General features: G+C 51.3%; 21 protein-coding genes. 8 read left to right on the forward strand and 13 right to left on the reverse strand.

The genetic code is table 11. From position 1 onward, the window contains the following. Positions 1-153: 153 nt before the first annotated feature. Positions 154-684 (forward strand): inorganic diphosphatase, encoded by a 531-nt coding sequence (gene ppa, locus IEV89_RS09550; protein WP_188472887.1) that lies wholly within the window; start codon positions 154-156, stop codon positions 682-684. A 135-nt stretch (positions 685-819) separates the two neighbouring features. Here the strand turns inward: ppa and IEV89_RS09555 are convergent, their stop codons facing one another. From IEV89_RS09555 to tamA, 3 genes are read right to left on the reverse strand one after another with little or no spacing between them, the layout of a single operon-like run. Further along, a complete protein-coding gene (locus IEV89_RS09555) occupies positions 820-1,170 on the reverse strand; it encodes a gamma-glutamylcyclotransferase family protein (RefSeq protein WP_188472889.1) in 351 nt (116 codons plus the stop codon). A gap of 31 nt (positions 1,171-1,201) precedes the next feature. Next, on the reverse strand, positions 1,202-5,029 hold the full coding sequence (gene tamB, locus IEV89_RS09560; RefSeq protein WP_188472891.1) for an autotransporter assembly complex protein TamB: 3,828 nt from the start codon (positions 5,027-5,029) through the stop codon (positions 1,202-1,204). Further along, a complete protein-coding gene (gene tamA / locus IEV89_RS09565; RefSeq protein WP_188473275.1) occupies positions 5,026-6,705 on the reverse strand; it encodes an autotransporter assembly complex protein TamA in 1,680 nt (559 codons plus the stop codon). The genes tamB and tamA overlap by 4 nt, the downstream gene beginning before the upstream one ends. 302 nt (positions 6,706-7,007) lie before the next feature. On the opposite strand from tamA, the gene msrA reads away from it, so the two are divergent. Together msrA and paeA are read left to right on the forward strand one after the other, a co-directional pair. Then, positions 7,008-7,658, forward strand: a complete 651-nt coding sequence (msrA, locus tag IEV89_RS09570; protein WP_188472893.1) for a peptide-methionine (S)-S-oxide reductase MsrA — start codon at positions 7,008-7,010, stop codon at positions 7,656-7,658. Between the two features lie 202 nt (positions 7,659-7,860). Continuing rightward, a complete protein-coding gene (gene paeA, locus IEV89_RS09575) occupies positions 7,861-9,240 on the forward strand; it encodes a polyamine export protein PaeA (RefSeq protein WP_188472894.1) in 1,380 nt (459 codons plus the stop codon). Between the two features lie 88 nt (positions 9,241-9,328). On the opposite strand, the gene IEV89_RS09580 is transcribed toward paeA, so the two are convergent. Continuing rightward, complete coding sequence (locus tag IEV89_RS09580; RefSeq protein ID WP_188472896.1) at positions 9,329-9,535, reverse strand: DUF1107 domain-containing protein; 207 nt, start codon at positions 9,533-9,535, stop codon at positions 9,329-9,331. A 319-nt stretch (positions 9,536-9,854) separates the two neighbouring features. On the opposite strand from IEV89_RS09580, the gene IEV89_RS09585 reads away from it, so the two are divergent. After that, complete coding sequence (locus IEV89_RS09585) at positions 9,855-10,412, forward strand: YtfJ family protein (protein WP_188472898.1); 558 nt, start codon at positions 9,855-9,857, stop codon at positions 10,410-10,412. 51 nt (positions 10,413-10,463) lie between these two features. Here IEV89_RS09585 and cysQ read toward each other — a convergent pair whose 3' ends face one another. Beyond that, complete coding sequence (cysQ, locus tag IEV89_RS09590) at positions 10,464-11,210, reverse strand: 3'(2'),5'-bisphosphate nucleotidase CysQ (RefSeq protein WP_188472900.1); 747 nt, start codon at positions 11,208-11,210, stop codon at positions 10,464-10,466. A gap of 221 nt (positions 11,211-11,431) precedes the next feature. On the opposite strand from cysQ, the gene IEV89_RS09595 reads away from it, so the two are divergent. Continuing rightward, positions 11,432-13,396 carry a bifunctional 2',3'-cyclic-nucleotide 2'-phosphodiesterase/3'-nucleotidase gene (locus IEV89_RS09595; protein WP_188472902.1) on the forward strand — a complete coding sequence of 655 codons (1,965 nt, stop codon included), beginning with the start codon at positions 11,432-11,434 and terminating at the stop codon, positions 13,394-13,396. A gap of 84 nt (positions 13,397-13,480) precedes the next feature. Here IEV89_RS09595 and bamJ read toward each other — a convergent pair whose 3' ends face one another. Beyond that, positions 13,481-14,101 carry a BamJ family beta-barrel-assembly machinery protein gene (bamJ, locus tag IEV89_RS09600; protein ID WP_188472904.1) on the reverse strand — a complete coding sequence of 207 codons (621 nt, stop codon included), beginning with the start codon at positions 14,099-14,101 and terminating at the stop codon, positions 13,481-13,483. A 289-nt stretch (positions 14,102-14,390) separates the two neighbouring features. On the opposite strand from bamJ, the gene IEV89_RS09605 reads away from it, so the two are divergent. Then, positions 14,391-15,110, forward strand: a complete 720-nt coding sequence (locus tag IEV89_RS09605; protein ID WP_188472906.1) for a LysM-like peptidoglycan-binding domain-containing protein — start codon at positions 14,391-14,393, stop codon at positions 15,108-15,110. Positions 15,111-15,222: 112 nt separating this feature from the next. Here IEV89_RS09605 and rplI read toward each other — a convergent pair whose 3' ends face one another. The 5 genes from rplI to yjfP all read right to left on the reverse strand — a co-directional run bounded on the left by rplI (position 15,223) and on the right by yjfP (position 17,563). Further along, positions 15,223-15,675, reverse strand: a complete 453-nt coding sequence (gene rplI / locus IEV89_RS09610) for a 50S ribosomal protein L9 (protein ID WP_188472908.1) — start codon at positions 15,673-15,675, stop codon at positions 15,223-15,225. Between the two features lie 39 nt (positions 15,676-15,714). Then, positions 15,715-15,942, reverse strand: a complete 228-nt coding sequence (gene rpsR, locus IEV89_RS09615; RefSeq protein ID WP_004392491.1) for a 30S ribosomal protein S18 — start codon at positions 15,940-15,942, stop codon at positions 15,715-15,717. A 4-nt stretch (positions 15,943-15,946) separates the two neighbouring features. After that, positions 15,947-16,264 carry a primosomal replication protein N gene (priB, locus tag IEV89_RS09620; protein WP_188472910.1) on the reverse strand — a complete coding sequence of 106 codons (318 nt, stop codon included), beginning with the start codon at positions 16,262-16,264 and terminating at the stop codon, positions 15,947-15,949. Between the two features lie 5 nt (positions 16,265-16,269). Continuing rightward, positions 16,270-16,662 carry a 30S ribosomal protein S6 gene (gene rpsF, locus IEV89_RS09625; RefSeq protein ID WP_013573776.1) on the reverse strand — a complete coding sequence of 131 codons (393 nt, stop codon included), beginning with the start codon at positions 16,660-16,662 and terminating at the stop codon, positions 16,270-16,272. Positions 16,663-16,813: 151 nt separating this feature from the next. Further along, a complete protein-coding gene (gene yjfP, locus IEV89_RS09630) occupies positions 16,814-17,563 on the reverse strand; it encodes an esterase (protein WP_188472917.1) in 750 nt (249 codons plus the stop codon). Positions 17,564-17,842: 279 nt separating this feature from the next. Between yjfP and IEV89_RS09635 the strand changes: the two genes are divergently transcribed. Both IEV89_RS09635 and bsmA read left to right on the forward strand, forming a co-directional pair. Beyond that, positions 17,843-19,792: a methyl-accepting chemotaxis protein gene (locus IEV89_RS09635; protein ID WP_188472924.1), complete on the forward strand. Its 1,950-nt coding sequence runs from the start codon at positions 17,843-17,845 to the stop codon at positions 19,790-19,792. Positions 19,793-19,887: 95 nt separating this feature from the next. Next, a complete protein-coding gene (bsmA, locus tag IEV89_RS09640) occupies positions 19,888-20,199 on the forward strand; it encodes a biofilm peroxide resistance protein BsmA (protein ID WP_188472926.1) in 312 nt (103 codons plus the stop codon). Between the two features lie 3 nt (positions 20,200-20,202). Here the strand turns inward: bsmA and IEV89_RS09645 are convergent, their stop codons facing one another. Continuing rightward, positions 20,203-21,834 (reverse strand): isovaleryl-CoA dehydrogenase, encoded by a 1,632-nt coding sequence (locus tag IEV89_RS09645; RefSeq protein WP_188472928.1) that lies wholly within the window; start codon positions 21,832-21,834, stop codon positions 20,203-20,205. A 154-nt stretch (positions 21,835-21,988) separates the two neighbouring features. Continuing rightward, the gene (rlmB, locus tag IEV89_RS09650) at positions 21,989-22,729 is read right to left on the reverse strand and encodes a 23S rRNA (guanosine(2251)-2'-O)-methyltransferase RlmB (protein ID WP_188472930.1); all 741 of its coding nucleotides are present in this window, start codon (positions 22,727-22,729) and stop codon (positions 21,989-21,991) included. Positions 22,730-22,749: the final 20 nt, after the last annotated feature.

Below are 22,749 nucleotides of genomic sequence, written 5' to 3' on the forward strand. Positions count from 1 at the left end.
ATGCTGAAAACTTTAATGCCGAAAAAGGCTGACTAAGCACAAAGAAAAAGTGAGAAAAACCAGAAACAACGGCCGAGAAAAGGGCAGGAATTCGTGACAGACTTGGCTATAATGTTCGCCACTCCAATTCCTGGTCCAACGAAGGAAACCAAAATGAGCTTACTCAATGTGCCGGCAGGCAAAGACATGCCAGAAGATATCTACGTAGTCATCGAAATCCCTGCTAACGCTGACCCTATCAAATACGAAGTAGATAAAGAGACCGGTGCACTGTTCGTGGATCGCTTCATGTCGACTGCAATGTTTTACCCATGCAACTACGGCTACATCAACCACACGCTCTCTCTTGATGGTGACCCGGTTGACGTACTGGTACCAACGCCATACCCGCTGCAAGCAGGTTCAGTCATTCGCTGCCGTCCGGTTGGCGTACTGAAAATGACAGATGAATCTGGCGAAGATGCCAAAGTTGTTGCAGTACCGCACACTAAACTGAGTAAAGAATACGATCACATCAACGATGTGAATGACCTGCCAGAACTGCTGCGTGCCCAGATCACCCACTTCTTCGAGCAATACAAAGCGCTGGAAAAAGGCAAATGGGTGAAAGTTGAAGGCTGGGCTAACGCCGCTGCCGCGAAAGAAGAAATCGTGACCTCTTTCGAGCGCGCTAAAAACAAGTAAGTATCTTTGCAGTCCCACATTGTTTTTGTTTTACCGCACTAAAAAAAACACCGTCCACTGGACGGTGTTTTTGTGTCTCTCTCCCTGGCAGAAGAGAAGATGTAGCAACAGATTAAACGACCTTGCTCAGAGTTCTCACTTCACATCATCCGCACGTTTCAACCAGTCCCCACCTTCAATACGTGACACTCCTTCGAGGGAACGGATATAAAGGTAGATCCAGGCGCTGCCATACGGGGTGGAAATCAGTTCACGTTTATAGTCTTTTGTATTACTTTTCAGTTCGTCCAGTTCAGCCATGATAGATGACGTAATACGGTAAACTTCACAATAAACTTTTCCGTTCCCTGGAACTGCCGCAGGATAATGCCCCAGATTGTAGAGCACGTAGCCTTCCAGCTCGTGATCCCCCAACCATTGAGCGTTAGTCATCCAATGACTGTTGCCTTGCTTGCGTCGTAAACTGCCATAAACAATTATTCGCATGTTTGGTTTCGTATTATAAAAGTCACATGAGTTAGAACTCAAACTGATAGAGCAAATCCAATGCCTGATCGATACCTGAAACAGCTTCAAGGTACAGTTTAGGCATTAAACGATAACGCAGAGTCAATGTTGCCAGCGAATCGAAAATACCGACACCATATTTCACCTGTAAACCGGGTAAAACATAACCGCTGACCACAACCTGAGAGCTATCCCCTACACCCTGCGTATCCAGTGCCAGATTGCTGACACCGAATGCTTCACCGATTTTACCCACAAGTTTACCACTTTGCGCAACCCCCATACCGATAAGCATTGACGTCATCGCACTGCTGTCAGCACCCGAACTGTCTAAACCTTGCCCGCGAAGCAGGTAGGACAAGGCTTCTTCCTGTGACATCGTCGGATCTGAGAATATTTCAAGTTTAGGTGAATCAGCCTCGCCGGTGACCCGAAGCCCGGCTATCACGCTATTTTCGGTTGAGTCTGGGTTACGTATCGCTTCCAGACTGAGTGACGGCTGGTCGGCCGGACCAGAGAACAACAACTGTCCTTTACGCACGATCAAATCTTGCCCGTATGCGCGGAAGCGACCCGATGGAATATCAATCTGACCGTTCAGACCCAGACCGCGCTTATCCTGCGCCACTTTAAGTGCGCCTTTCAGGCGAGCTTTCAGACCAAAAGCGTCTAGCCTCACATCATCACCGATGTTAATCATCAGGTTGCTATTGATAGGAATCGACGTTGAGGCCGCGGCTATCGGCTGGTGCTGATCGTTAAGCATCACTTCGTCAGGCGAGACGCCTACCGCACTTTCAGGCAGTTCCTGTACGGTGATACGCGCCCACGGAATATCGACACGACCATTAAGCGAGAACAATTGCGGCGTGGCTTCAAACACGATGTCCGGTGACACATCCATACGCACCATCGGCGGGATAGAGACGCGAACACGATCGCCCTTCGCAGCGATTTTAGCGCGCCACGCATTCAATTCACTCCAGTCAGCGTTCCCGTTGAGTTCGAGTTGACCATGCGCGGTACGTACCACGCCTTCCATCAATGACGACATACCGTTGAAGTTGACGTTGAGATTGCCGCTGGTCACGTCGAATGGCATAAACTGTGCGTCAAAATCAATATCAGACAGCGACAACTTGCCAAAGATCTGTGGCTTTTGCGCATTTCCGCCCAAACGAAGATTAGCATTGAGCATGCCAGAAGCCTTTTCACCTTCGGCAAGCAGCGGTTGTAGCAATGCCACAGATATTTTGGTGATATTGACATTGCCACTCAGATCGCGACGATTTTGCGGATCGATAATTTGAACGTTGCCATCAAATTGGCCGTTATTGGCAATTTTGACCAGCCAGTCAAAATTAGCGCGACCATTATTGAGTCCAGCATTGAGATTGAGTGAATCGAAGGCCAACGGCAGCCAATTGCCCTGGATCAGCTGTTGTACCTTCACGCGATTTCCCACTAGCGAGAGGCTTGCTTGTGGCAATCCGCCACCCGCCTTCCAACTCACATCCGCTTTGCCGCTGAAAACACCACTGAGTTGAGTGTCATCGCCGAGCAAAGGCTTAAGCATAGCCAGATTAAACCGATTAAGCAGTAGGCTGGCCTGTCCGCTGGCACCCGCATCAATGGTTTTTGGTACACACAGATCGGCATTGGGATTTTGCCAACAGTGCGGCCCGACGGTTACCCGCTGATCTTTATTGAAATACTCCAGCGCAATCGAACGATTAAGACGCCATTCACCGACCGGCGTATCAAACAGCGTATTGCTAATGCTGCCTTTCCACTGCTCAGTCGTACGGTCGAAGCTACCGGTCAGTGCCAGATGACCAGATACCGGCTTACCTTCTATATTAAGCTTCAGCTCATGCTGCTTTTCGTTGCCTTTAGCATCCAGCGTCAGGTCGCTGATTTTAAAAGCATCCTGTTTAAGATCCTGGACCCGAACGGCAAGGTTTCCCTGGATCTGATCGTCAGAACTGACGTCACCTTTGACAATGACACGGCTGATAGTCAGCGCCTGCCATTTAAGGCCCGTCGCGGTGAGATCGGCCAGCAGCTTTGGTGCTTTCAGATCACCCCGCAGTTGCAGCATACCCTTCGCCACACCGCCTAACCCAGGCAGCGCACCATCCAGATGCGGCGCATCAATTTTGGCATCCAGCGCCCACTTTTCGCTAAGCTTGCCTTTCACGTCGATATTATTGCGACCTAGCTCGAGATGCAGCTGAGGGATATCCCACTGACCATAATTATTTCCACGCAGATTACCGCGGGCTTTGACCAGATTATTTTTCACGTTGCCATCAAGCTCCAGCACCGGCACCTGTACTTGCCAACTGCCGCCATACAGGCTACCGCGTGTGGTGATTTTGCCCTGCAACTTGGCTGGCCAGTCGGGGTACTGCTTGGCTGTGTTGATGTTATTGAGCGTCAGTAAGGTGTTCCAGCTGATCGCTTTACTCCAGTCCACGACACCGGTCAGGTCAGCATTGCCCTGCAACGCAGCGAGTCGCAGCAAGGTGAGTTGGAATTGCTCGACATTACCTTTGCCGTCAATGCTCAGCGTAGCTGGCGGAATTTGATCGCCGCTGAAATCAGAGTGCAGTGAAAGTGTATAGTCTGTCACTTTACCGCTAAATTTTAGTTTGAAACCTTTAGCCTGAAACTGTGGTGTACCGGCCAGCGGCCATTGCAGTGCATTACTCTGCAGCGCCAGATTCAGCGGCAGACCAGCTTGCGCCAGTTCAGTTTGCATGGAAAGCTGAGCCCGAACCGGGCCGGAAAGGTTCAGACCGACATCCAGCTTATCGCGCAGACCGCCGCCCACTTTCAGTTTGATTTTCTCGCCTTTAAGCGGATCCACATTCAGCACAGTATTCACCGTCATATCGACCGGCCAGTGACCATTTAGCGTGGCCTGCCCGATACCGTCCAGCGATCCCTGCGGCGAACGCACCTGAAGCGCCTCGAGTTTCACTACCTGATCAAGCGTGCTGGCCTTCAACATAAAACGGGTGATCAGCACATCGGTATCACCGGTCAGCCGCAAATTGTCGGCGGTCAACTGATCAATATTCAGATCCAACGGCAGGCGGAAGTCAGGCAACTCGGGTAGCAGAGGCTTGGCAAATAACGTCTGCAACGTCTCACCGAGCGGTTTCTCCGGAACGACGACAGGTTTTTCAATGGATTTGCCGGTGACTTGCTCTGTCACTTTCTCGACGGCTTTATTCTGTGCCGCCTGCACGACATCAGGCAGCGGGTTAACCGGCGTTTTTGGCAGAGCAATCAGCAGACCGCCGATATGGGTCGGTAGCAGATGCAATGAACGGCCCTGCCACTGCGCTCCCGTGCGAAACTCTCCTAAAGAGATCGCGCGATCATCAATGGTGACATTAACGTTATTGAGCGTCAGCACGCGCAGAGTGATGGGATAGGGAGTACTAAGATTAGTCAGCGGTTCGCTGTTTTCAGGCTCTGCAACAGATTCTGCAGGCTTCATCTCTTGGGTGTGAACCGCAACGTTTATATCGCTCAGCCGCAATGCATTGATACACAATGCACTGTTTTTAAAACAGGAGAGATCGACCGAAAGATGGAATTCCCCAGCCTTAACGTCCACGCCGGGCATTTCGTAATGCAGTCCTTTAAGCGTCAGATTACGCCAGCCACCCTCGACGCTGGCAATATTCAGACCAGGAACAAACCGCTGCGCACCGTTGATGACAAGATGTAAGCCGGTTTGTGTTCCGATAAGAAACGCCAACGTACCAATCAATAACAGGAGAACAATGAGGAAACCCAGGCATAACTTCTTAAATAAACTCATAATTCCGGACCCAAACCAATGTAAAACTGCAATCCATGCTCGTCCTGGTCGCCGACCGGCGCCGCAATATCAAGCTTTATCGGCCCTACCGGTGAGGCCCAACGCACACCGACACCGGCACCGGTTTTAAGGTTACTTTTGGCCAGATCATTGGTGGCCTCTCCGGTATCAACGAACACCGCACCCCACCACTTTCCTGTGACGTTATATTGATATTCCACCGAGCCAGTCGCCAGTTTTGACGCGCCGGTCAGCTTGCCGTCACTATCTTTTGGCGACAGCGATTTGTACTTATAACCTCGAATGCTGCGGTCACCCCCGGCGAAGAATCGCAGGGATGGTGGCACACGGTCGAAGTCATTGGTTTCAATCCACCCAAGGTTGCCACGCAGGACAAACCTGTTCTTCTCGGCAAATGTGCGGATCCATACGTTTTGCGCCTGAATCACCGCAAAGTCGATATCAGAACCCCACGTTGTGTCGGATATATCCAGTGAATAACGCTGTGAGTCGCCCCAAGTGGGCATCAACCCACCACGCTGGCGGGTACGGTTTATGTTCACGCCCGGATAGAGAAGCATAGTGGTGTTGGTCACACTGCCCTGGGTAAAGTGATCGAGACTCCAGCGCAGGTTAACGGCGCGCTGCCAGCCGCTGTTTAGCTCCCAATAACGCGCGAGATTGACGGTGCTGGAGTCTGATTTGGTGTCATTGAGGTCTTCACGTTTAAAGCCTCCCTGCACCAGATAGTATTGTTCGAGAGGCGCTTTCAGGAGCGGGATTTTATAACTCAGATCGAGAGATTGCTCTGGTGCCGAAAGATTAACCGTACTCTCCAGGCTGTGACCACGATCGTTGACCCAGGGTTTTTTCCAGTTGGCTTTTAGCCGCGGTCCGACGTCGGTCGAGTAACCAATCCCGGTTTCAAGCGTATTGTGCGTGCGCGGCGTCAATACTGCATTCAGCGGCAGCGTCTTAGTTGTTTTGGCATCGGTAAACTCAGGGGAAACCACGACTGAATTAAACCAACCCGTCGCTGCCAGACGGCGGTTCAGCTCCGCCAGATCAGTTGAACTGTAATAATCGCCTTGATGAAAAGGCACCAGGTTCTGGAGATACTCTTCACGGATCTGCGAGCCATGGAAATTAACTGCGCCAAAATGGTAGCGTTGTCCACTGTCAAACTGGATATCCCAGAACGCTTTGTGCTCGTCCTCTATAACGCCCAACTGACTCTTACGCATATCAGCATCAAAGTAACCTTTACGAACGGCCATGCCTGTCAGGGCGCTTTTAAAACCGTCATAGGTTCCGTGATTCAATATGGTGCCAACGGCAGGGACGCTTGACTTTTCTAGCGCGGCAAACTCATTGTCTTTAGCCGCCTGGCCGTCAATCACCACGTGGGTGCCTGCGATCTTGACCGGCGTTCCCGGCGTCACTTTTGCAATCAATACCGGACGGCCCGGTGGTGGCGTCTGGCGGAAATCAAAATCAATGGTCGGTTGGTAATATCCTAAAGGACGCAATCCCTGCTCGATAGCCGCGCTGACGCGAGCACGAAACCGTCCATTGGCTCCCACTTCATCACTCTGAATTGAGGAGAGCCTGACCCGCACATTCTTTTCCAGGTCACCTTCAAGACCTTCTAGCTGCAAGCGCACTTTAGCAGCCATGGAAAGCGAGGGAGCCAGCAACAAACCTAATAACAAAAATTCCCGGTGGTATCGTGGCACGCGCACTCCTGCTAATTCATCTGTCCTGTTAAAATATCAGATGCCGGTCAGGGAATTAATGCCAAAGCACGGCATATTCACCTATTAAAAATATGATTAAGGCATTTTAGTGCTAATTCCCGAAAAATCATCATCGACAAGGCAACGTTACCTATATTGTGTGCAAAGTCGCAATCAGATACAACTAACCATAGCCGATTGACCGCGACCGGTTATTAAACAAACAGCTGGAGTCTCCTGCAATGCAACTTTCCGATAAAAATCTTTTTGATAAAAACCAGATTGTGAAGCAGGAAGATGCTTTGCCAGGCCGCATAACCCCGATGCCGGTCGCCACCACACATGTGGTAAACGGTCATTCGATGACTTACGTCCCAGACCATATGGAAGTGGCAATTTTCGCCATGGGTTGTTTCTGGGGAGTAGAACGCCTGTTCTGGCAACAGGACGGGATTTACAGTACAGCGGCCGGATACAGCGGCGGCTTCACACCCAACCCAACCTACCGCGAAGTTTGCAGTGGCCAGACGGGTCATGCTGAAGTGGTTCGGGTGGTCTTTGACCCAGCAATGATCAGTTATGAACAACTACTGCAGATCTTCTGGGAAAATCATGACCCGGCGCAAGGCATGCGTCAGGGAGGAGATTTAGGCACACAGTACCGCTCAGCAATTTATCTGTTAAGCGCAGCACAACAAGATGCAGCGTGGGCGAGTTTGCAACGGTTCCAACACGCGATGGACATCGCAGGCGATAAGCGCCACATCACCACCGAAATCACTGAAGCGCTGCCGTTCTATTATGCAGAAGACGATCATCAGCAATATCTGTACAAAAATCCTGAAGGCTATTGCGGTCTGGGTGGGATCGGCGTTTGTCTACCTCCTCAGTAAAGTATAAAGAGCGGGATTTTTAAGCGCTGGCGGCAATCTCTACCCTACTGCTATACTACTTCGGGCCGCAAATGTGGCCCGATAAAAGCGTTTCTTACTGTTATATTTGATTTTTTCGCCCTAAATGATGTTTTCTTTTATACAGCAACCCAATGAGTGCCCTCCCATGCCGGTCTTTGAACCGGTGTTAAACGGATAGATTATGTTAAACAGTATCTTACTGATTCTTTTACTTATCGCGGTCAGTGCCTTTTTCTCCCTCTCGGAGATCTCGCTGGCCGCTTCCCGAAAAATTAAACTTAAGCTTCTGGCCGATGAAGGAAACATCAACGCTTCGTATGTATTGAAATTACAAGAAACACCAGGTCGGTTCTTCACCGTGGTTCAAATCGGACTGAATGCCGTCGCCATCCTCGGTGGTATTGTCGGTGATGCTGCGTTTTCTCCTGCTTTCCAAGTGTTCTTCCTCCGCTTCATGTCGCCGGAAATGGCCGATCAAGCCAGCTTTATCTGCTCCTTCGTTCTGGTCACCAGCCTATTTATTCTGTTTGCTGACCTGACGCCGAAGCGCATCGGTATGATTTCACCCGAAACGGTTGCTGTCCGTATAGTCAACCCGATGCGTTTCTGCTTGTTCATATGCCAGCCGATGATCTGGTTCTTTAATGGACTTGCTAATACCATTTTCCGCCTGTTCAAGCTGCCAACCGTGCGTAATGACGACATTACCTCGGATGATATCTATGCCGTAGTGGAAGCCGGTGCACTGGCGGGAGTGCTTCGTAAGCAAGAGCATGAGCTGATTGAAAACGTGTTTGAGCTGGAATCGCGTACCGTACCCTCATCGATGACGTCGCGTGAAAGCGTTATTTTCTTTGACCTGCGCGAAAGTGAAGACAGTATTAAAGAGAAGATATCCACTCACCCGCACTCCAAATTCCTGGTGTGCGACGGGCATATTGATCAGGTGGTCGGTTATGTCGATTCAAAAGATTTGCTCAATCGCGTGCTTGGCAATCAGAGTCTGATGTTAAGCAGCGGCGTGCAGATCCGTTCAGCGCTGATTGTGCCTGACACACTGACGCTCTCCGAGGCATTGGAAAGCTTCAAGGCGGCGGGGGAAGACTTTGCCGTGATCCTCAACGAATATGCCTTGGTGGTGGGGATTATTACGCTCAATGACGTGATGACCACATTGATGGGTGATTTAGTCGGCCAAGGTATGGAAGAGCAGATCGTCGCACGCGATGAGAACTCATGGCTTATCGAGGGCGGCACCCCAATCGAAGACGTGATGCGCGTACTGCATATCGAAGCGTTCCCGCAGGCTGGCAATTATGAAACCATCGGCGGTTTTATGATGTTTATGCTGCGTAAGATCCCTAAACGCACCGACTTTGTGAAGTTCTCCGGTTATAAATTTGAAGTAGTCGATATCGACAGCTATAAAATTGACCAGTTGCTGGTCACTCGCATCACCGATAAACCCGTCGCACCGTTGTTACCAAAAACACCGCAAGAAATAAAAGATGAGAAAAATGCCCTGAGGCTTGCTGAAAAAAACGGCGATCACTCATCGTGACGGTATCAATATCAGAAACACGAACGGCCCTGAAAAGGGCCGTTTTTTTTGGTGCTGACGACGGTGGTTGCCATCATGCGCCGGGCACTTAGCCCACTTCCGTTTGCAGGTGTGTTACCTGACGATTAACTTCTGACATCACGCTAAAGTGGCGCTTATCCCGTATTTTTGGCAACAAAATTTTGCCTTGGTCGAACTCAAATGCACCGACGTCTTTAATATAAAGACGACCACGGAACAGCGTCTTAACGTACTTGGCTACTTTCAATGGATTGTAGCGCTGGAAGATTCTCATTTTTCTACTTTCCTCCGATAAATCACTGCATATTCAGGCTGGGTAAAGCTGCGATGAAAGCCTAAATGGGATCGTACTTGCAGTGAGTAGACATATAACATAGCAGGGAGTTCAGGTTCTTCCAGTCAATTTAACTGCTTTTACTTGTCTTGACAGTACACCTTTCAGGATTGTCGTATCCATGCAGTATAACCCCGCAAATTGTGTCATTTCTGTAATCTATAACACACTGTTAACACACCAACAGGACAGACCACTTGTGTGGTTCTATGATTGTCGGGTCAGCCTCTTTTTACAGCCTCGTTGATTGGGAGTATGTATGATTTTAAAAAGCCTGCTTATCATGTCCATGATTGTCTTTCCGTCACTCGCTTTTGCACACAATCTCACCCTTGGTGAACGCCTCCCCGCCGTGGGTGTTGATGACAAGGGTGAGCTAAACTACATTAATAATGACTTCAGCTACAGCCGCTGGAACAGTGCCAAACTGCAGGGAAAAGTCCGCCTGGTACAACATATGGCCGGACGTTCCAGCGCGAAAGCGTTGAATGCACCATTAATTGATGCCATCAGAGCCGCCAATCTACCGCGCGATCATTACCAAACGACGACAATAATCAACACCGATGATGCCATTATCGGCACTGGGATGTTTGTACGCAGCAGCATTGAAGATGGCAAGATGGAGTTCCCTTGGTCACAGGTGATTGTCGACAGCAATGGCGTGGTGAAGAAGGCCTGGCAACTGGCATCGAAAAGCTCGGCTGTTGTGGTGTTAGATAAAAATGGGGTAATAAAATTTGCCAAAGAGGGTGCGTTGAATCAGACCGAGATCAAGCAGGTGATTGATCTGCTGCATCAGTTAGTGAAGGAATAAAAAATGGAGCATAAAAAAGCGCAAATGCTGCGCTTTTTAAAGTTCAGTGAATCAAAATAACGATACCCGGAACCCCGGATTAAGGAACGACTCTTTCGGGGTATATAGCAGTGGCTGGCCAGCCCAGTCATGTACCGTCGCACCAGCAGCCATCGCCACCGCGTGCCCCGCACCGGTATCCCAGATATTGGTTGGCCCGAATCGGGGATAGAGCTGCGCTTCACCTTCAGCGACCAGGCAGAACTTAAGTGAAGAGCCGATAGCGACCGTTTGATGCTCACCCAGCTGCGACAAGTAATCCTGCAACTCATGATCGTTGTCGTAGTGCGAACGGCTGACGACGACCAAGGGTGGATAGGCTTCCTTCACCTGGATTGGTTTGCACTCACCATTCTCTTCTTTCCAGGCTTTCCCCTCAGCGGCGCTGTACATCACTTTGGTTACCGGCACATACACCACGCCCAGTACCGGCACGCCATTTTCGATCAGTGCGATATTGACGGTGAACTCACCGTTACGTTTCAAAAACTCTTTGGTGCCGTCGAGCGGATCCACCAGCCAGTAACGGGTCCAGCCCTGACGTTCGCTCCAGGTTTGTGGATCCTCTTCTGACAGCATAGGCGTTTGCGGATCAAGCAACGCCAGCCCGCTCTTAATCACGTTGTGCGCAGCCATATCAGCCGCCGTCACTGGCGAGTCATCTTGCTTCTGCCGGGCATTAATGGGCTGTGCGCCGTCATAAACCGCCATGATGGCATCACCGGCATCACGTGCCAGCTGGGAAATTTTCTCTAACATTTTCCACCTCAGTACTCTTTCAGAAACGCTAAGTCATACATGAAGCCTAGTTTTTTTTAGGCGGAATAGCCATCCCGTAATCTACGTCAGTTAACAAGTACACTGCGCATTACTGGTTACATCTCACAATTACTTATGACAACTAATTACATTCTCATCAAATTTTGAGATATATATCGAGTTTTTCCTTTATGGATATTCCCCTTTCTGGAGGCACTGCAATGATTACTCGTCATCTGACGTTATCTCTTTTGGCCACGCTGGTTGCCGTTTCAGCTCACGCTTCGCAGGTGGATCTGCGGATCATGGAAACCACAGACTTACACAGCAACATGATGGACTTCGACTACTACAAAGATAAACCGACGGATAAATTCGGCCTGGTGCGAACCGCCAGCCTGATCCACGCCGCGCGGAATGAAGTCACCAACTCCGTGCTGGTCGATAATGGCGACGTGATTCAGGGCAGCCCGCTTGGCGATTACATGGCGGCTAAAGGCCTGAAGAAAGGCGATATTCATCCAGTCTATAAAGCGATGAACACGCTGGATTACGTAGTCGGTAATCTAGGTAACCATGAGTTTAACTACGGACTGGATTACCTGAAAAAGGCGCTGTCCGGGGCAAAATTTCCTTACGTGAATGCCAACGTTATCGACAGTAAAACTGGCGAGCCGCTGTTCACACCGTTCCTCATCACCGACAACGCTGTAAAAGACCGCCAAGGCAAAACCCATAATCTACGCATCGGTTATATCGGCTTCGTGCCACCGCAAATTATGGTTTGGGACAAGGCCAATTTACAGGGAAAAGTCACCGTTGCGGACATCACCGAGACCGCGAAAAAGTGGATCCCGGCAATGCGTAAACAGGGCGCAGACATTATTGTCGCGATTCCGCACTCCGGTCTGTCGGGCGATCCGTATAAAACCATGGCGGAAAACTCGGTCTATTACCTGAGCGAAGTGAAAGGCATCGACGCCATCATGTTCGGCCATGCCCACGCCGTCTTCCCGAGTGAAGAGTTTGCCAGCATCAAAGGTGCGGACATCAAACAAGGCACGCTAAACGGTATTCCAGCGGTTATGCCGGGCATGTGGGGCGACCATTTGGGTGTGGTAGATTTGGTGCTCAATGATAATGATGGCAAATGGCAGGTAGAAGCCGCCCGTGCTGAAGCACGGCCAATTTATGACAAAGCCAACAAAAAATCGCTGGCCGCCGAAGACCAGAGTCTGGTGAAAGTGCTGGCGGAAGATCACAAAGCAACGCGGGATTTCGTCAGCAAGCCGGTCGGTAAATCGACCGACAACATGTACAGCTATCTGGCGCTGGTGCAGGACGACCCGACGGTGCAGATCGTCAACAACGCGCAGAAAGCCTACACAGAGCATTTTATTCAGGGCGATCCAGATTTGGCGAATTTGCCAGTATTATCTGCCGCCGCGCCGTTTAAAGTCGGCGGTCGTAAAAATGACCCAGCCAGCTTTGTCGAAGTGGAAAAAGGCGATCTCACCTTCCGTAATGCCTCCGATCTCTATCTCTACCCAAACACTCTGGTTGTGATGAAAGTCAGTGGGCAGGAAGTGAAAGACTGGCTCGAATGTTCCGCCGGGCAGTTCAACCAGATTGATGTACACAGCAGCAAGCCGCAGTCTTTAATCAACTGGGATGGTTTCCGCACTTATAACTTTGATGTGATCGACGGTGTGAACTATCAGATTGATGTCACACAGCCCGCGCGTTTTGACGGCGAATGTACGCTGATCAACAAGGATGCCGAACGAATTAAAAACCTGACTTTCAACGGTAAACCCATTGATCCGAAAGCGACGTTCCTGGTCGCAACCAATAACTATCGTGCCTACGGGGGCAAATTTGCCGGAACCGGAGACAAGCACATTGCGTTTGCTTCGCCGGATGAAAACCGCTCGGTAGTCGCGGCCTATATCGGGGCTGAAACGCAGAAATCCGGAGCCGTGACGCCAACGGCAGATAACAACTGGAAACTGGCACCGATAGCCGCAAGTCAGCCGCTGGATATCCGCTTCGAAACGTCACCGACGGAAAAAGCGGCAGCATTTATTAAGACTTATGCGCAATATCCGATGACCGCCAAAGGCACCGATGACGTCGGTTTCGAGGTGTACCAGCTGAATCTGCAAACCCCGCAGAAAATTCAGTAACTCTTCATAAGCTAGAAACGTAAAAAAGGGCGCAAATGCGCCCTTCAGATTGCTGTGCTTTCTGTTTTTATACTTCGGCAGAAATTACAAGATTTCCAGCAGCTCAACTTCGAAAGTCAGTGCGCTGAAAGGTGGAATGGACGCGCCAGCGCCACGTTCGCCATAAGCCAGGTTATGAGGGATATAAAGCTCCCACTTAGAACCTACTGGCATCAGAGTCAGAGCTTCGATCCAACCTGCAATAACACCGCTTACCGGGAATTCTGCTGGCTCGCCGCGTTGCACGGAGCTGTCAAACACAGTGCCGTCGATCAGTTTGCCGGTGTAGTGAACACGCACACGGTCCTGACGGCCTGGGATCGGGCCTTCGCCCTGGGTGATCACTGAGAATTGCAGACCAGATTCGGTACTAGTGACACCATCGCGCTGTGCGTTGGTGGTCAGGAACGCCTGGCCTTCCACTGCCAGCGCTTCCTGACGCTCCAGGCGCACTGCATCCGCACGTTCGTGAACTTCACGCAGCGCACGATGCACCACATCAACCGGAACGGCTGGCGTATTCCCTTCCAGTGCATCGCGTAAGCCTGCCAGCAATGCGTCAGGCTCTAAACCCTGTAAACCTGATTCCTGCAATTGTTGACCGACCTGCAAGCCGATACCGTAACTTGCCTGCGCTTCTACACTGTCAAATGAAGGGGTTGTCATGGAGTTTCCTTTAGTCTTTAAATAAGTCGAACGCGCAGCATAACAGTGCGCGGCTTTTGGGTAAAATTCTCTATAGCGCAGAGAGACACTGACTGCAGATTTGCACGCCATGGATCGAATTTATGATACTTGTTGTGCATAAAGAGACCATTTGCGTGCTATTTATGCTTTGTTCCTTTTCGCATCAAGCAGTTAACCAGCTATACTTAGCGGGTATATCCGACAGAATAATCGGGCATGATTTTTTTCTGTTAACTCTGCCAGCTGTGAGTAAGAAAGAGAGGTTGTCATGGGCAGAATCCCGCCCAGGAGAAGGAAAGCCATCCGTATTTATCAACCAATGTTGAGATCGTGGATTGCCATTATGAAAAGGCCGATGCGTGGTACTACGCCGCTGTCTGAAAACGACGAATCTCCGGAGCAGCAAAAGGTGCAGCCATCAATGATGAGCAAAGCCAAAGCGCTGGCCTGTAAAGGCTGGCATATGAGCGATAATTTTGATTGGATGTCGCCGCTGCCTTACGGGCACCGCCGCTGGATTATTGTCAGTGTACTGGTGGTCCTGCTGGCGTTATTGTGGCCCTATTCACCCCCGAACAGCTATTCGCCGTCACAACCGCAGCAACCAGCGTCGATTCCAATGCAAGCTGACCTGAGAAATGAGCAGGGACGCACGACGCAACTTGCACAACCCCAGCCACAACAGCAACAAGCGACCGAGGAGCCACCTCAACCGCGTGCTGAAGAGAACTGGAAGAGTTATCGCATTCAGTCCGGTCAGACGCTGGCACAACTGTTCCGTGATAATAATCTGGCAGTAGGCGATGTCTTCGCGATGGCGCAGGTTGAAGGGGATGAAAAACCGCTGAGTAATCTGAAGGCCGGACAAGAAGTGAAAATACTGCGTAATACGCAGGGAGCAGTGACTTCACTGCAAATTACTAATGAACAGAATTCGACAGTGCTCTTTACTCGCCAGGCAGATGGCACGTATAAGCGCAGCCGATAGTTGATAGTTGATAGTTATTGCTTCCTCCGTTTTACGTCCTAAACAGTGACCTTCCGCTAAAAAGCAAAACGCCGGCACAAGGCCGGCGTTTCAAAGGTTAACTTCAGCGTTATTACGCTTCAGAAACCACAACGATATTCAGTTTAGCGGATACGTCTGTGTGTACCTGGAACTGAACTTCATGTTCACCAGTGGTACGCAGAACGCCATTCGGCAAACGAACTTCGCTTTTTGCAACTTCAACGCCAGCTGCAGTCACTGCATCAGAAATATCGCGAGTACCGATAGATCCGAACAATTTGCCTTCGTCGCCTGATTTAGACGCGATGGTGACTGAACCCAGTTCGTTGATTTTAGCTGCACGAGCTTGAGCAGCGTTCAGAACGTCAGCCAATTTGGCTTCCAGCTCTGCACGACGTGCTTCGAAGAACTCAACGTTTTTCTTGGTAGCTGGAACAGCTTTGCCCTGTGGCACCAAGAAGTTACGAGCGTAGCCCGCTTTAACGTTAACTTGATCACCCAGGCTGCCCAGGTTTGCTACTTTATCAAGCAGAATAACTTGCATTACCTTAACCTCTCAAAGTCGTTTATGGACAGTGGCCAATTACTGATGACGATCAGTGTATGGCAACAAAGAAAGGTAGCGAGCGCGCTTGATACAACGAGCGAGCTGACGCTGGTATTTTGCACGAGTACCGGTAATACGGCTCGGGACAATTTTACCACTTTCGGTAACGTAGTTTTTCAGCGTAGCGATATCTTTATAATCAATCTCTACAACGCCTTCCGCGGTGAAACGGCAGAACTTGCGACGACGGAAATAACGTGCCATTAGGCTAGTCTCCAGAATCTATCAATTCAATCTGCTCGGCATGTAACACCACTTTGTTCAGTCCATTGCGCCCTTGATGGCAACTAATGAATCCAGAAACAGTGAGTTGCGTGCCGACCGTTATACTGTGAGTTAATGCTTGTGACGCTTGTCCACTGACAACCACGGGCATTCTGCACCATGCTTGTCGGTTAAATCCGGCTTCTTCCTGCTGTGAGCGGTGCTCTAGCACAAACTGACAGTGAGGGATGCCCGAAGGACTGACTTTACGAATGGGCGTCTTGCACACTGTGCCGGACAACACCAAACGATTCGCCGTCACGGCAATTACTCTTCAGAATCCCCAGCTTCAGCATCATCATTAGCTTCAGCAAAATCTTCACGACGATCACGACGTTCGTCTTTCGCTTTAACCATTGGAGATGCTTCAGTTACCGCGTGTTTTGTACGCATAACCATGCTACGGATAACGGCGTCGTTGAAGCGGAAGTTTGTTTCCAGCTCATCGATCGCTTCCTGCGGGGCTTCAACGTTCAGCAGAACGTAGTGAGCTTTGTGCAGTTTGTTGATCGGATAAGCCAGCTGACGGCGGCCCCAGTCTTCCAGACGGTGAATCTGACCAGCAGCGTTAGTGATTACTGCACTGTAGCGCTCGATCATGCCCGGAACCTGTTCGCTTTGGTCAGGGTGTACCATAAATACGATTTCGTAATGACGCATAGAATTGCTCCTTACGGATTATTCAGCCTCCTGTCAGGGTCAACCGCGGCCCATGGAAGCAAGGAACGTGTTATGTGTGCGGTCGAAAAAATGACGCGCAATTATATGTACAGCCCCAGCGAAACTCAAGGAGAAAGACAGATTAATTTCTCTACAGCTTTTTCGCGAAGAATGCGGTCGCTTCTGCGAGCGCATGCACCGTCACTTTATGCTTCGCTTCGGACTCAGAAATGAAGGTCAGATGGTGGTCCGCACCACTGCCCGCCAGTTCCTGTTGCAGCCGTAAACTTTCACCAAACGGCACCACGTCATCCTGCTCGCCGTGCCAGACAAACAGCGGTTTACCCATGATTAACGCCGCTTTCCCGCTGAAATCGAGGCTGAGTAACGGCGCGGATTCACGTTCAAAAACCTCGCGCTGTGCGCTGTCGCCGGCGGTGAAGGCAGGGAAAAGGTGATGCGATAAACCCGAGAAATAGCCCGATCCCATCAGGTTTGCCGCGACTTTTACCCACGGAAATTTCACCAGCGCGGCCATGGTTGTCATGCCGCCCATCGACACACCGCCGACGCCCAGGCGCTCGGGATCTGCCAGACCGCGCCTGACAAACACCTCTTTCAGCACCACCAGCTCTTCCACGTTGTTCTGCAGAATGCGCCAGAAATGCGCCACACATTTTGCCTCATCACTTTCGGCACGAGCACCGTGCATAAGTGCATCCGGCAAGATCACGCGAAAACCGGCCTTCGCCAGCATATAGCCAAAATAGGAGTACATCTCTTTTGAGGAGAGAAAACCGTGGTAGAAAAAAATCGTCGGGAGTTGTTGCTGATATTGTCCGGCAGGCACCGCGTGAATGACCTGGATCCCTTCAATATTTTCTTCGTACATCTCAACCATCTGATACTCCTTTTTGCGCATGCTGGAAAAGAAAGCCACCTGAGTCTGTTTTTCATTTTACGGGCAGGAAGCAGGACGATCAGACCTTTTTCGTATGATTTATAACTTGTTATGTAAAGCAGGCCGAGTCGGCCGGTTTCATCTTAATTCAAATTCATAGCCCCATTATTATTTCATTGATTTAGATCAACATTGCATGAAATAAATCGTTACATATGATCATTAATCCTTTCCGGTTTTTCGCCGTTAGTGCGCTATCAAAAGCTAACGGAGAATATTATGGGGATGACATCAAAAAGCTCAGTCCGACGATGGAGCATAGGCGCAAAAATGGCAGCTCTCGCCTCTCTTCTGGTTGGAGCCTTATTTATTATTTTCACGTTGTCACTGACGCATTCCGCTGAAAAAAAGGTCAATGAATTAGCTGTCAGCGCTATCTCTGAGCAAGTGACTGGCGTGGTAGACATGATCGAAATGTATAACGCCAGCCTGACTGCCGAAGTGGACAGCTATACACGGTTATTCAGCCACTTCCTGCCGGAAAATTTCGAACTGGATACCAGCAATCTGGTCAGGGTCGGCGATCAGTCAGCGCCCGTGATAAAAGCTGGGGGGAATACGCTGAATCTAGACAGCAAGATCCCCGATGATTTTCTGGTGCGTACCGGTGCAATTTCCACCATATTCGCCCGACGTGGCGATGATTTTATCCGCGTGACCACATCCCTCAAGAAGCAGGACGGCACACGCGCCATCGGTACACTGCTCGACAATGCCAGCCCAGCGTATGCGAAAATCATAGCCGGAGAGTCCTTTAGCGGGCTTGCCACACTATTTGGCAAAAAATACATCACCAAATATCAGCCGGTGCGTGACGCACAAGGCAACATCATTGGCATTCTGTTTGTTGGTGTCGATATCACCAAAGAATACACCGATATGCGGGCGAAGATTCTATCGAAGCGCATCGGTGAACAAGGGTATTTCTTCGTACTCAACAGCTCGCCGGGTAAAGATGCGGGTAAATATCTGATCCACACTACCGATGAAAATAAAACACCGGCTTGGCCGAACGGCGTGCTACAGCAGGTCATGTCGCAATCGCGTGGTGAACGTGAATACACAGATCCTAATAGCCAGCATCAGCAATTTATTGTTTATGCAAATGTGCCAGCCTGGCACTGGGTCGTAGTGGGCAGTACCGATAAAGACAGCCTACTCGAACAGGTGACCCGCACACGCAATCATTTCCTGATGATAAGCCTGCTGGCACTGCTCTGTTTTGCGACGCTGTTTATCTGGCTGACGCGCAAACTGGTCAGCCGCCCGCTCAGCGACGTCGTGCGTATCGCCCAACAATATGCCAGCGGCGATCTGCGTGCCCGGGCTGAGACGCAGCGCGTCGATGAGATAGGCGCACTGATGCATGCCATTAACGGCATTGGGCAAGGGCTGGAGAAAATCGTCGGCGAGGTACGTCAGGTTTCTTCCGAAATCATGCACAATACGCAGGTATTATCATCCGACAGCGAACAGATTAATCAGCAGATCAGCACTCAGGCCAGTAGTCTGGAAGAAACATCGGCCAGCATGGAGCAGATCACGGCAACGGTTCAGAGTACGGCGGATAACGCCACGCAAGCCACGCAACTCGTGCAGCAGACAGACACCGCAGCAACGGTCGGTGCAGAGGCGATGGATCAGTCCGTCGAGAGCATGAAGGCCATCAAGCATGCCTCAACGCGCATAGCAGACATCACGACAGTGATCGAAGGCATAGCCTTCCAGACCAACATTCTGGCGCTTAATGCTGCCGTAGAGGCCGCCAGAGCCGGTGAACACGGTCGTGGCTTCGCGGTTGTCGCCTCAGAAGTTCGCGCGCTGGCGCAACGCAGTTCAAATGCGGTGAAAGAGATTGAAAACCTAGTTGCCGATTCCCTAAATAAAGTTGAAGACGGGCATAAGAGCGCAGAAAAAACGCAGGCAAGCATGAGTAATATCCTGCAGGGAATCCGTCAGGTGAAAATACTGATGAGCGATATTGATGTAGCGTCACACGAGCAGTCGGCGGGTATTTCGCAGGTGAATATCGCCATTATGCAGATCGGCAAAGCGACGCAGGAGAACGCCACGCTGGTGGAAAACTCACAGCAAACGGCCGCCGCGCTCAGCGAGCAGGGTCGCCATCTTTCGCAGCTGGTCAGCGTGTTTAAGATTTCCGAACGTTAAGACGTGAGTCGCGCGGCAATAAACGCCGCGCAGACTCGCCAGCGCGCCGGTGAAAGGGCTACACTCTGTGTATTACCCTCTTACCGGATATCACGATGAAATCCCTCCGAATCCCCGCTGCGCTGCTGTTACTGGCGGCACTGAGCGGTTGCAGTAACCTGATGCAAACCACCCCGGTTCCGCCGCCCGCGCCAACGGCCAAAGCGCAGGAAATCACCCGTGCTCAAACCTTTACGCTGACCAAAATCGGCAGCATCACTGCGGATGTGATTGGCAGCCCGATGGACGCCGAAGCGGAAATCCAGCGTAAAGCCGATGCGGCCGGTGCGCGGTATTACGTGATCATGTTTAACAGCGAAACCATTGTGCCCGGACGCTGGTATTCCCAGGCCACGCTGTACCGTTAAACGCTATTCTGCGCCGATGGCACGGCTGATCAGCAACTGACACAGACGTTCCGGCAGCAGCGTTTCGCCGCGCGGGTCAAGCACCATCCTGCACCAGGCGTCCGCCATCGGTGGCGAGGCGAATTCCAGCATTTGCGTCGCCGCCAGCAGATTGAACAATTGTCCGGTCAGCCAGCGCCCCTGCGCTTCCTCCGGCGCACGCAGGTGTTGTAAAAACTGACGGGCTGCGCGATCGAACACCCGATTCTGGCCGCGCGCCTGATGCAGTGTCTGTTGCAAGAGTTCTCCGCTGGCTGGCAGCTTCCTGATCGTACGCAGTACATCGAGACACATGATGTTGCCCGAACCCTCCCAGATGCTGTTGACGGGCATTTCACGGTATAACCGCGGCAGCTCGCTGTCTTCGCAATAACCGATCCCGCCCAGCACTTCCATCGCCTCCGCCACGAACGGTATGCCCTGACGACACACTTCGAATTTGGCGGCAGGCGTCAGTAACCGGCACAGCAGTTGCTCGGTGAGGTTCTCCTGCGCACCGGACGCCGCCGCCAGACGCATCAGCAACATGGTCTGCCCTTCCAGCAACAGCGCCATGCGGCTCAGGGTCTGACGCATCAGCGGTTGTTCGATCAGCGGCTTGCCGAAGACCTGACGCTGAAACGCGTGATACAGCGCCACCGAGAGCGCCCGGCGCATCATCGCGTGACTGCCCAGCGCGCAGTCAAAGCGCGTATGACCGCCCATCTTCAGAATATGGCGGATACCCTCGCCCTCCTCGCCCAGCAGCCAGCCGGTAGCATTGCGAAACTCCACTTCACTGCTGGCATTAGACCGGTTTCCCAGTTTGTCTTTAAGACGTTCGATGCGGATTGCGTTACGTTCTCCGTCCGGCAATACACGCGGCAGGAAAAAGCAGGAAAGCCCGCCGTCGGCCTGAGCCAGCACCAAATGCGCATCACTTTGCGGTACCGAGAAAAACCATTTGTGACCGACCAGATGATAGGGTTTTCCGCTGCCGCGCCCCTCCAGTGCCGACGCCCGCGTGGTATTGCTCAGCACGTCCGAACCGCCCTGCTTCTCGGTCATCCCCATACCAATCAAAACGCCTTTTTTCTGATCGCCAGACTGTAAATGCGGGTCATAACGATCGGACATCAGCGGTTTCAGCCAGCCACTGAACTCTGCGGGCAGGTATTTTTGCAGCAAGGGGATCGCGCCAAACGTCATGGTGACCGGACACAGTGTTCCGGCTTCCACCTGCGCATGGAGAATAAACCGTGCCGCGCGCGCTACCGCCGATCCAATACGGGCATCTTCCTGCCACGGCAGATTATGTACCCGGTTGGCGATCAGTCCCTGCATCAGCAGGTGCCAGGCCGGATGAAATCGCACGTCGTCAAGGCGTTCACCAGTGGTATCAAAACGCAACAATTCAGGTGGGTTAACGTTAGCCAGTCGCCCAAGTTCCAGAGACTCAGCGGAACCTAGCTGCTGACCAAGTGAAGCCAAAACGTCGGCATCCCATCCGGCCTGCTGGCGGCTCACCGCTTCACGCAGCGGTGAGTCAGAGAGAAATAAATTGCTGTTGCTGAGTGGTTTAGGCTGATTAAAAACCCGATGTGTTTCCCAATCCATGATGTTCTCCCTGCCGGGTTGTTAAGGGCAAAGTGACGATGGGATTAAGTATGGTAAAAATTGAGGGATTAACAGGCGGATGGATCACAAAGGCAGGAATGTCTGATGGGAACCCTGAGGTTCCCATCAGATTGCTAGCACGTTCGGTTTTAGGTCAGTCTTTCAGTGCACGCTGACGCACAGCTTCGAACAGGCAGACGCCGGTTGCTACTGAGACGTTCAGCGAAGAGACCGAACCGGACATCGGAATGCTGATCAACTCATCGCAATGTTCGCGGGTCAGACGGCGCATACCTTCACCTTCTGCGCCCATGACCAGCGCCATCGGCCCGGTCATTTTACTCTGATACAGATTGTGATCGGCTTCGCCGGCGGTGCCGACAATCCAGACATTGTGCTCCTGCAAAACACGCAGCGTGCGGGCCAGATTAGTCACGTTAATCACGGGGACATTTTCAGCTGCGCCGCTGGCGACTTTTTTGGCCGTCGCATTCAGCTTCGCAGAGCGGTCGCGCGGAACAATCACCGCGTGCACACCGGCGGCATCGGCAGTCCGCAAGCAGGCACCGAGATTATGTGGATCCGTGACGCCGTCCAGAACCAGCAGGAACGGGCTTTCCAGGCTTTCCAGCAGCGCAGGCAGATCGTTCTCCTGGTACTGACGTCCTTCGCGGATGCGGGCAATGATACCCTGATGTACGGCACCTTCTGACTTGTCGTCCAGCCACTGGCGGTTCGCTACCTGAATCACAATGCCGCTGGCTTCCAGCTCATCGATCAACGGTTTCAGACGTTTGTCATCGCGCCCTTTCAGAATGAAAACTTCAAGAAAGCGTTGCGGGTCGGTGTCGAGTAAAGCTTTAACGGAATGAATACCGTAGATAATTTCGCTCATGATGCTCTTTAAAATAGACT

The organism is Hafnia psychrotolerans, assembly GCF_014639435.1.
Classification (GTDB): Bacteria; Pseudomonadota; Gammaproteobacteria; order Enterobacterales; family Enterobacteriaceae; genus Ewingella; species Ewingella psychrotolerans.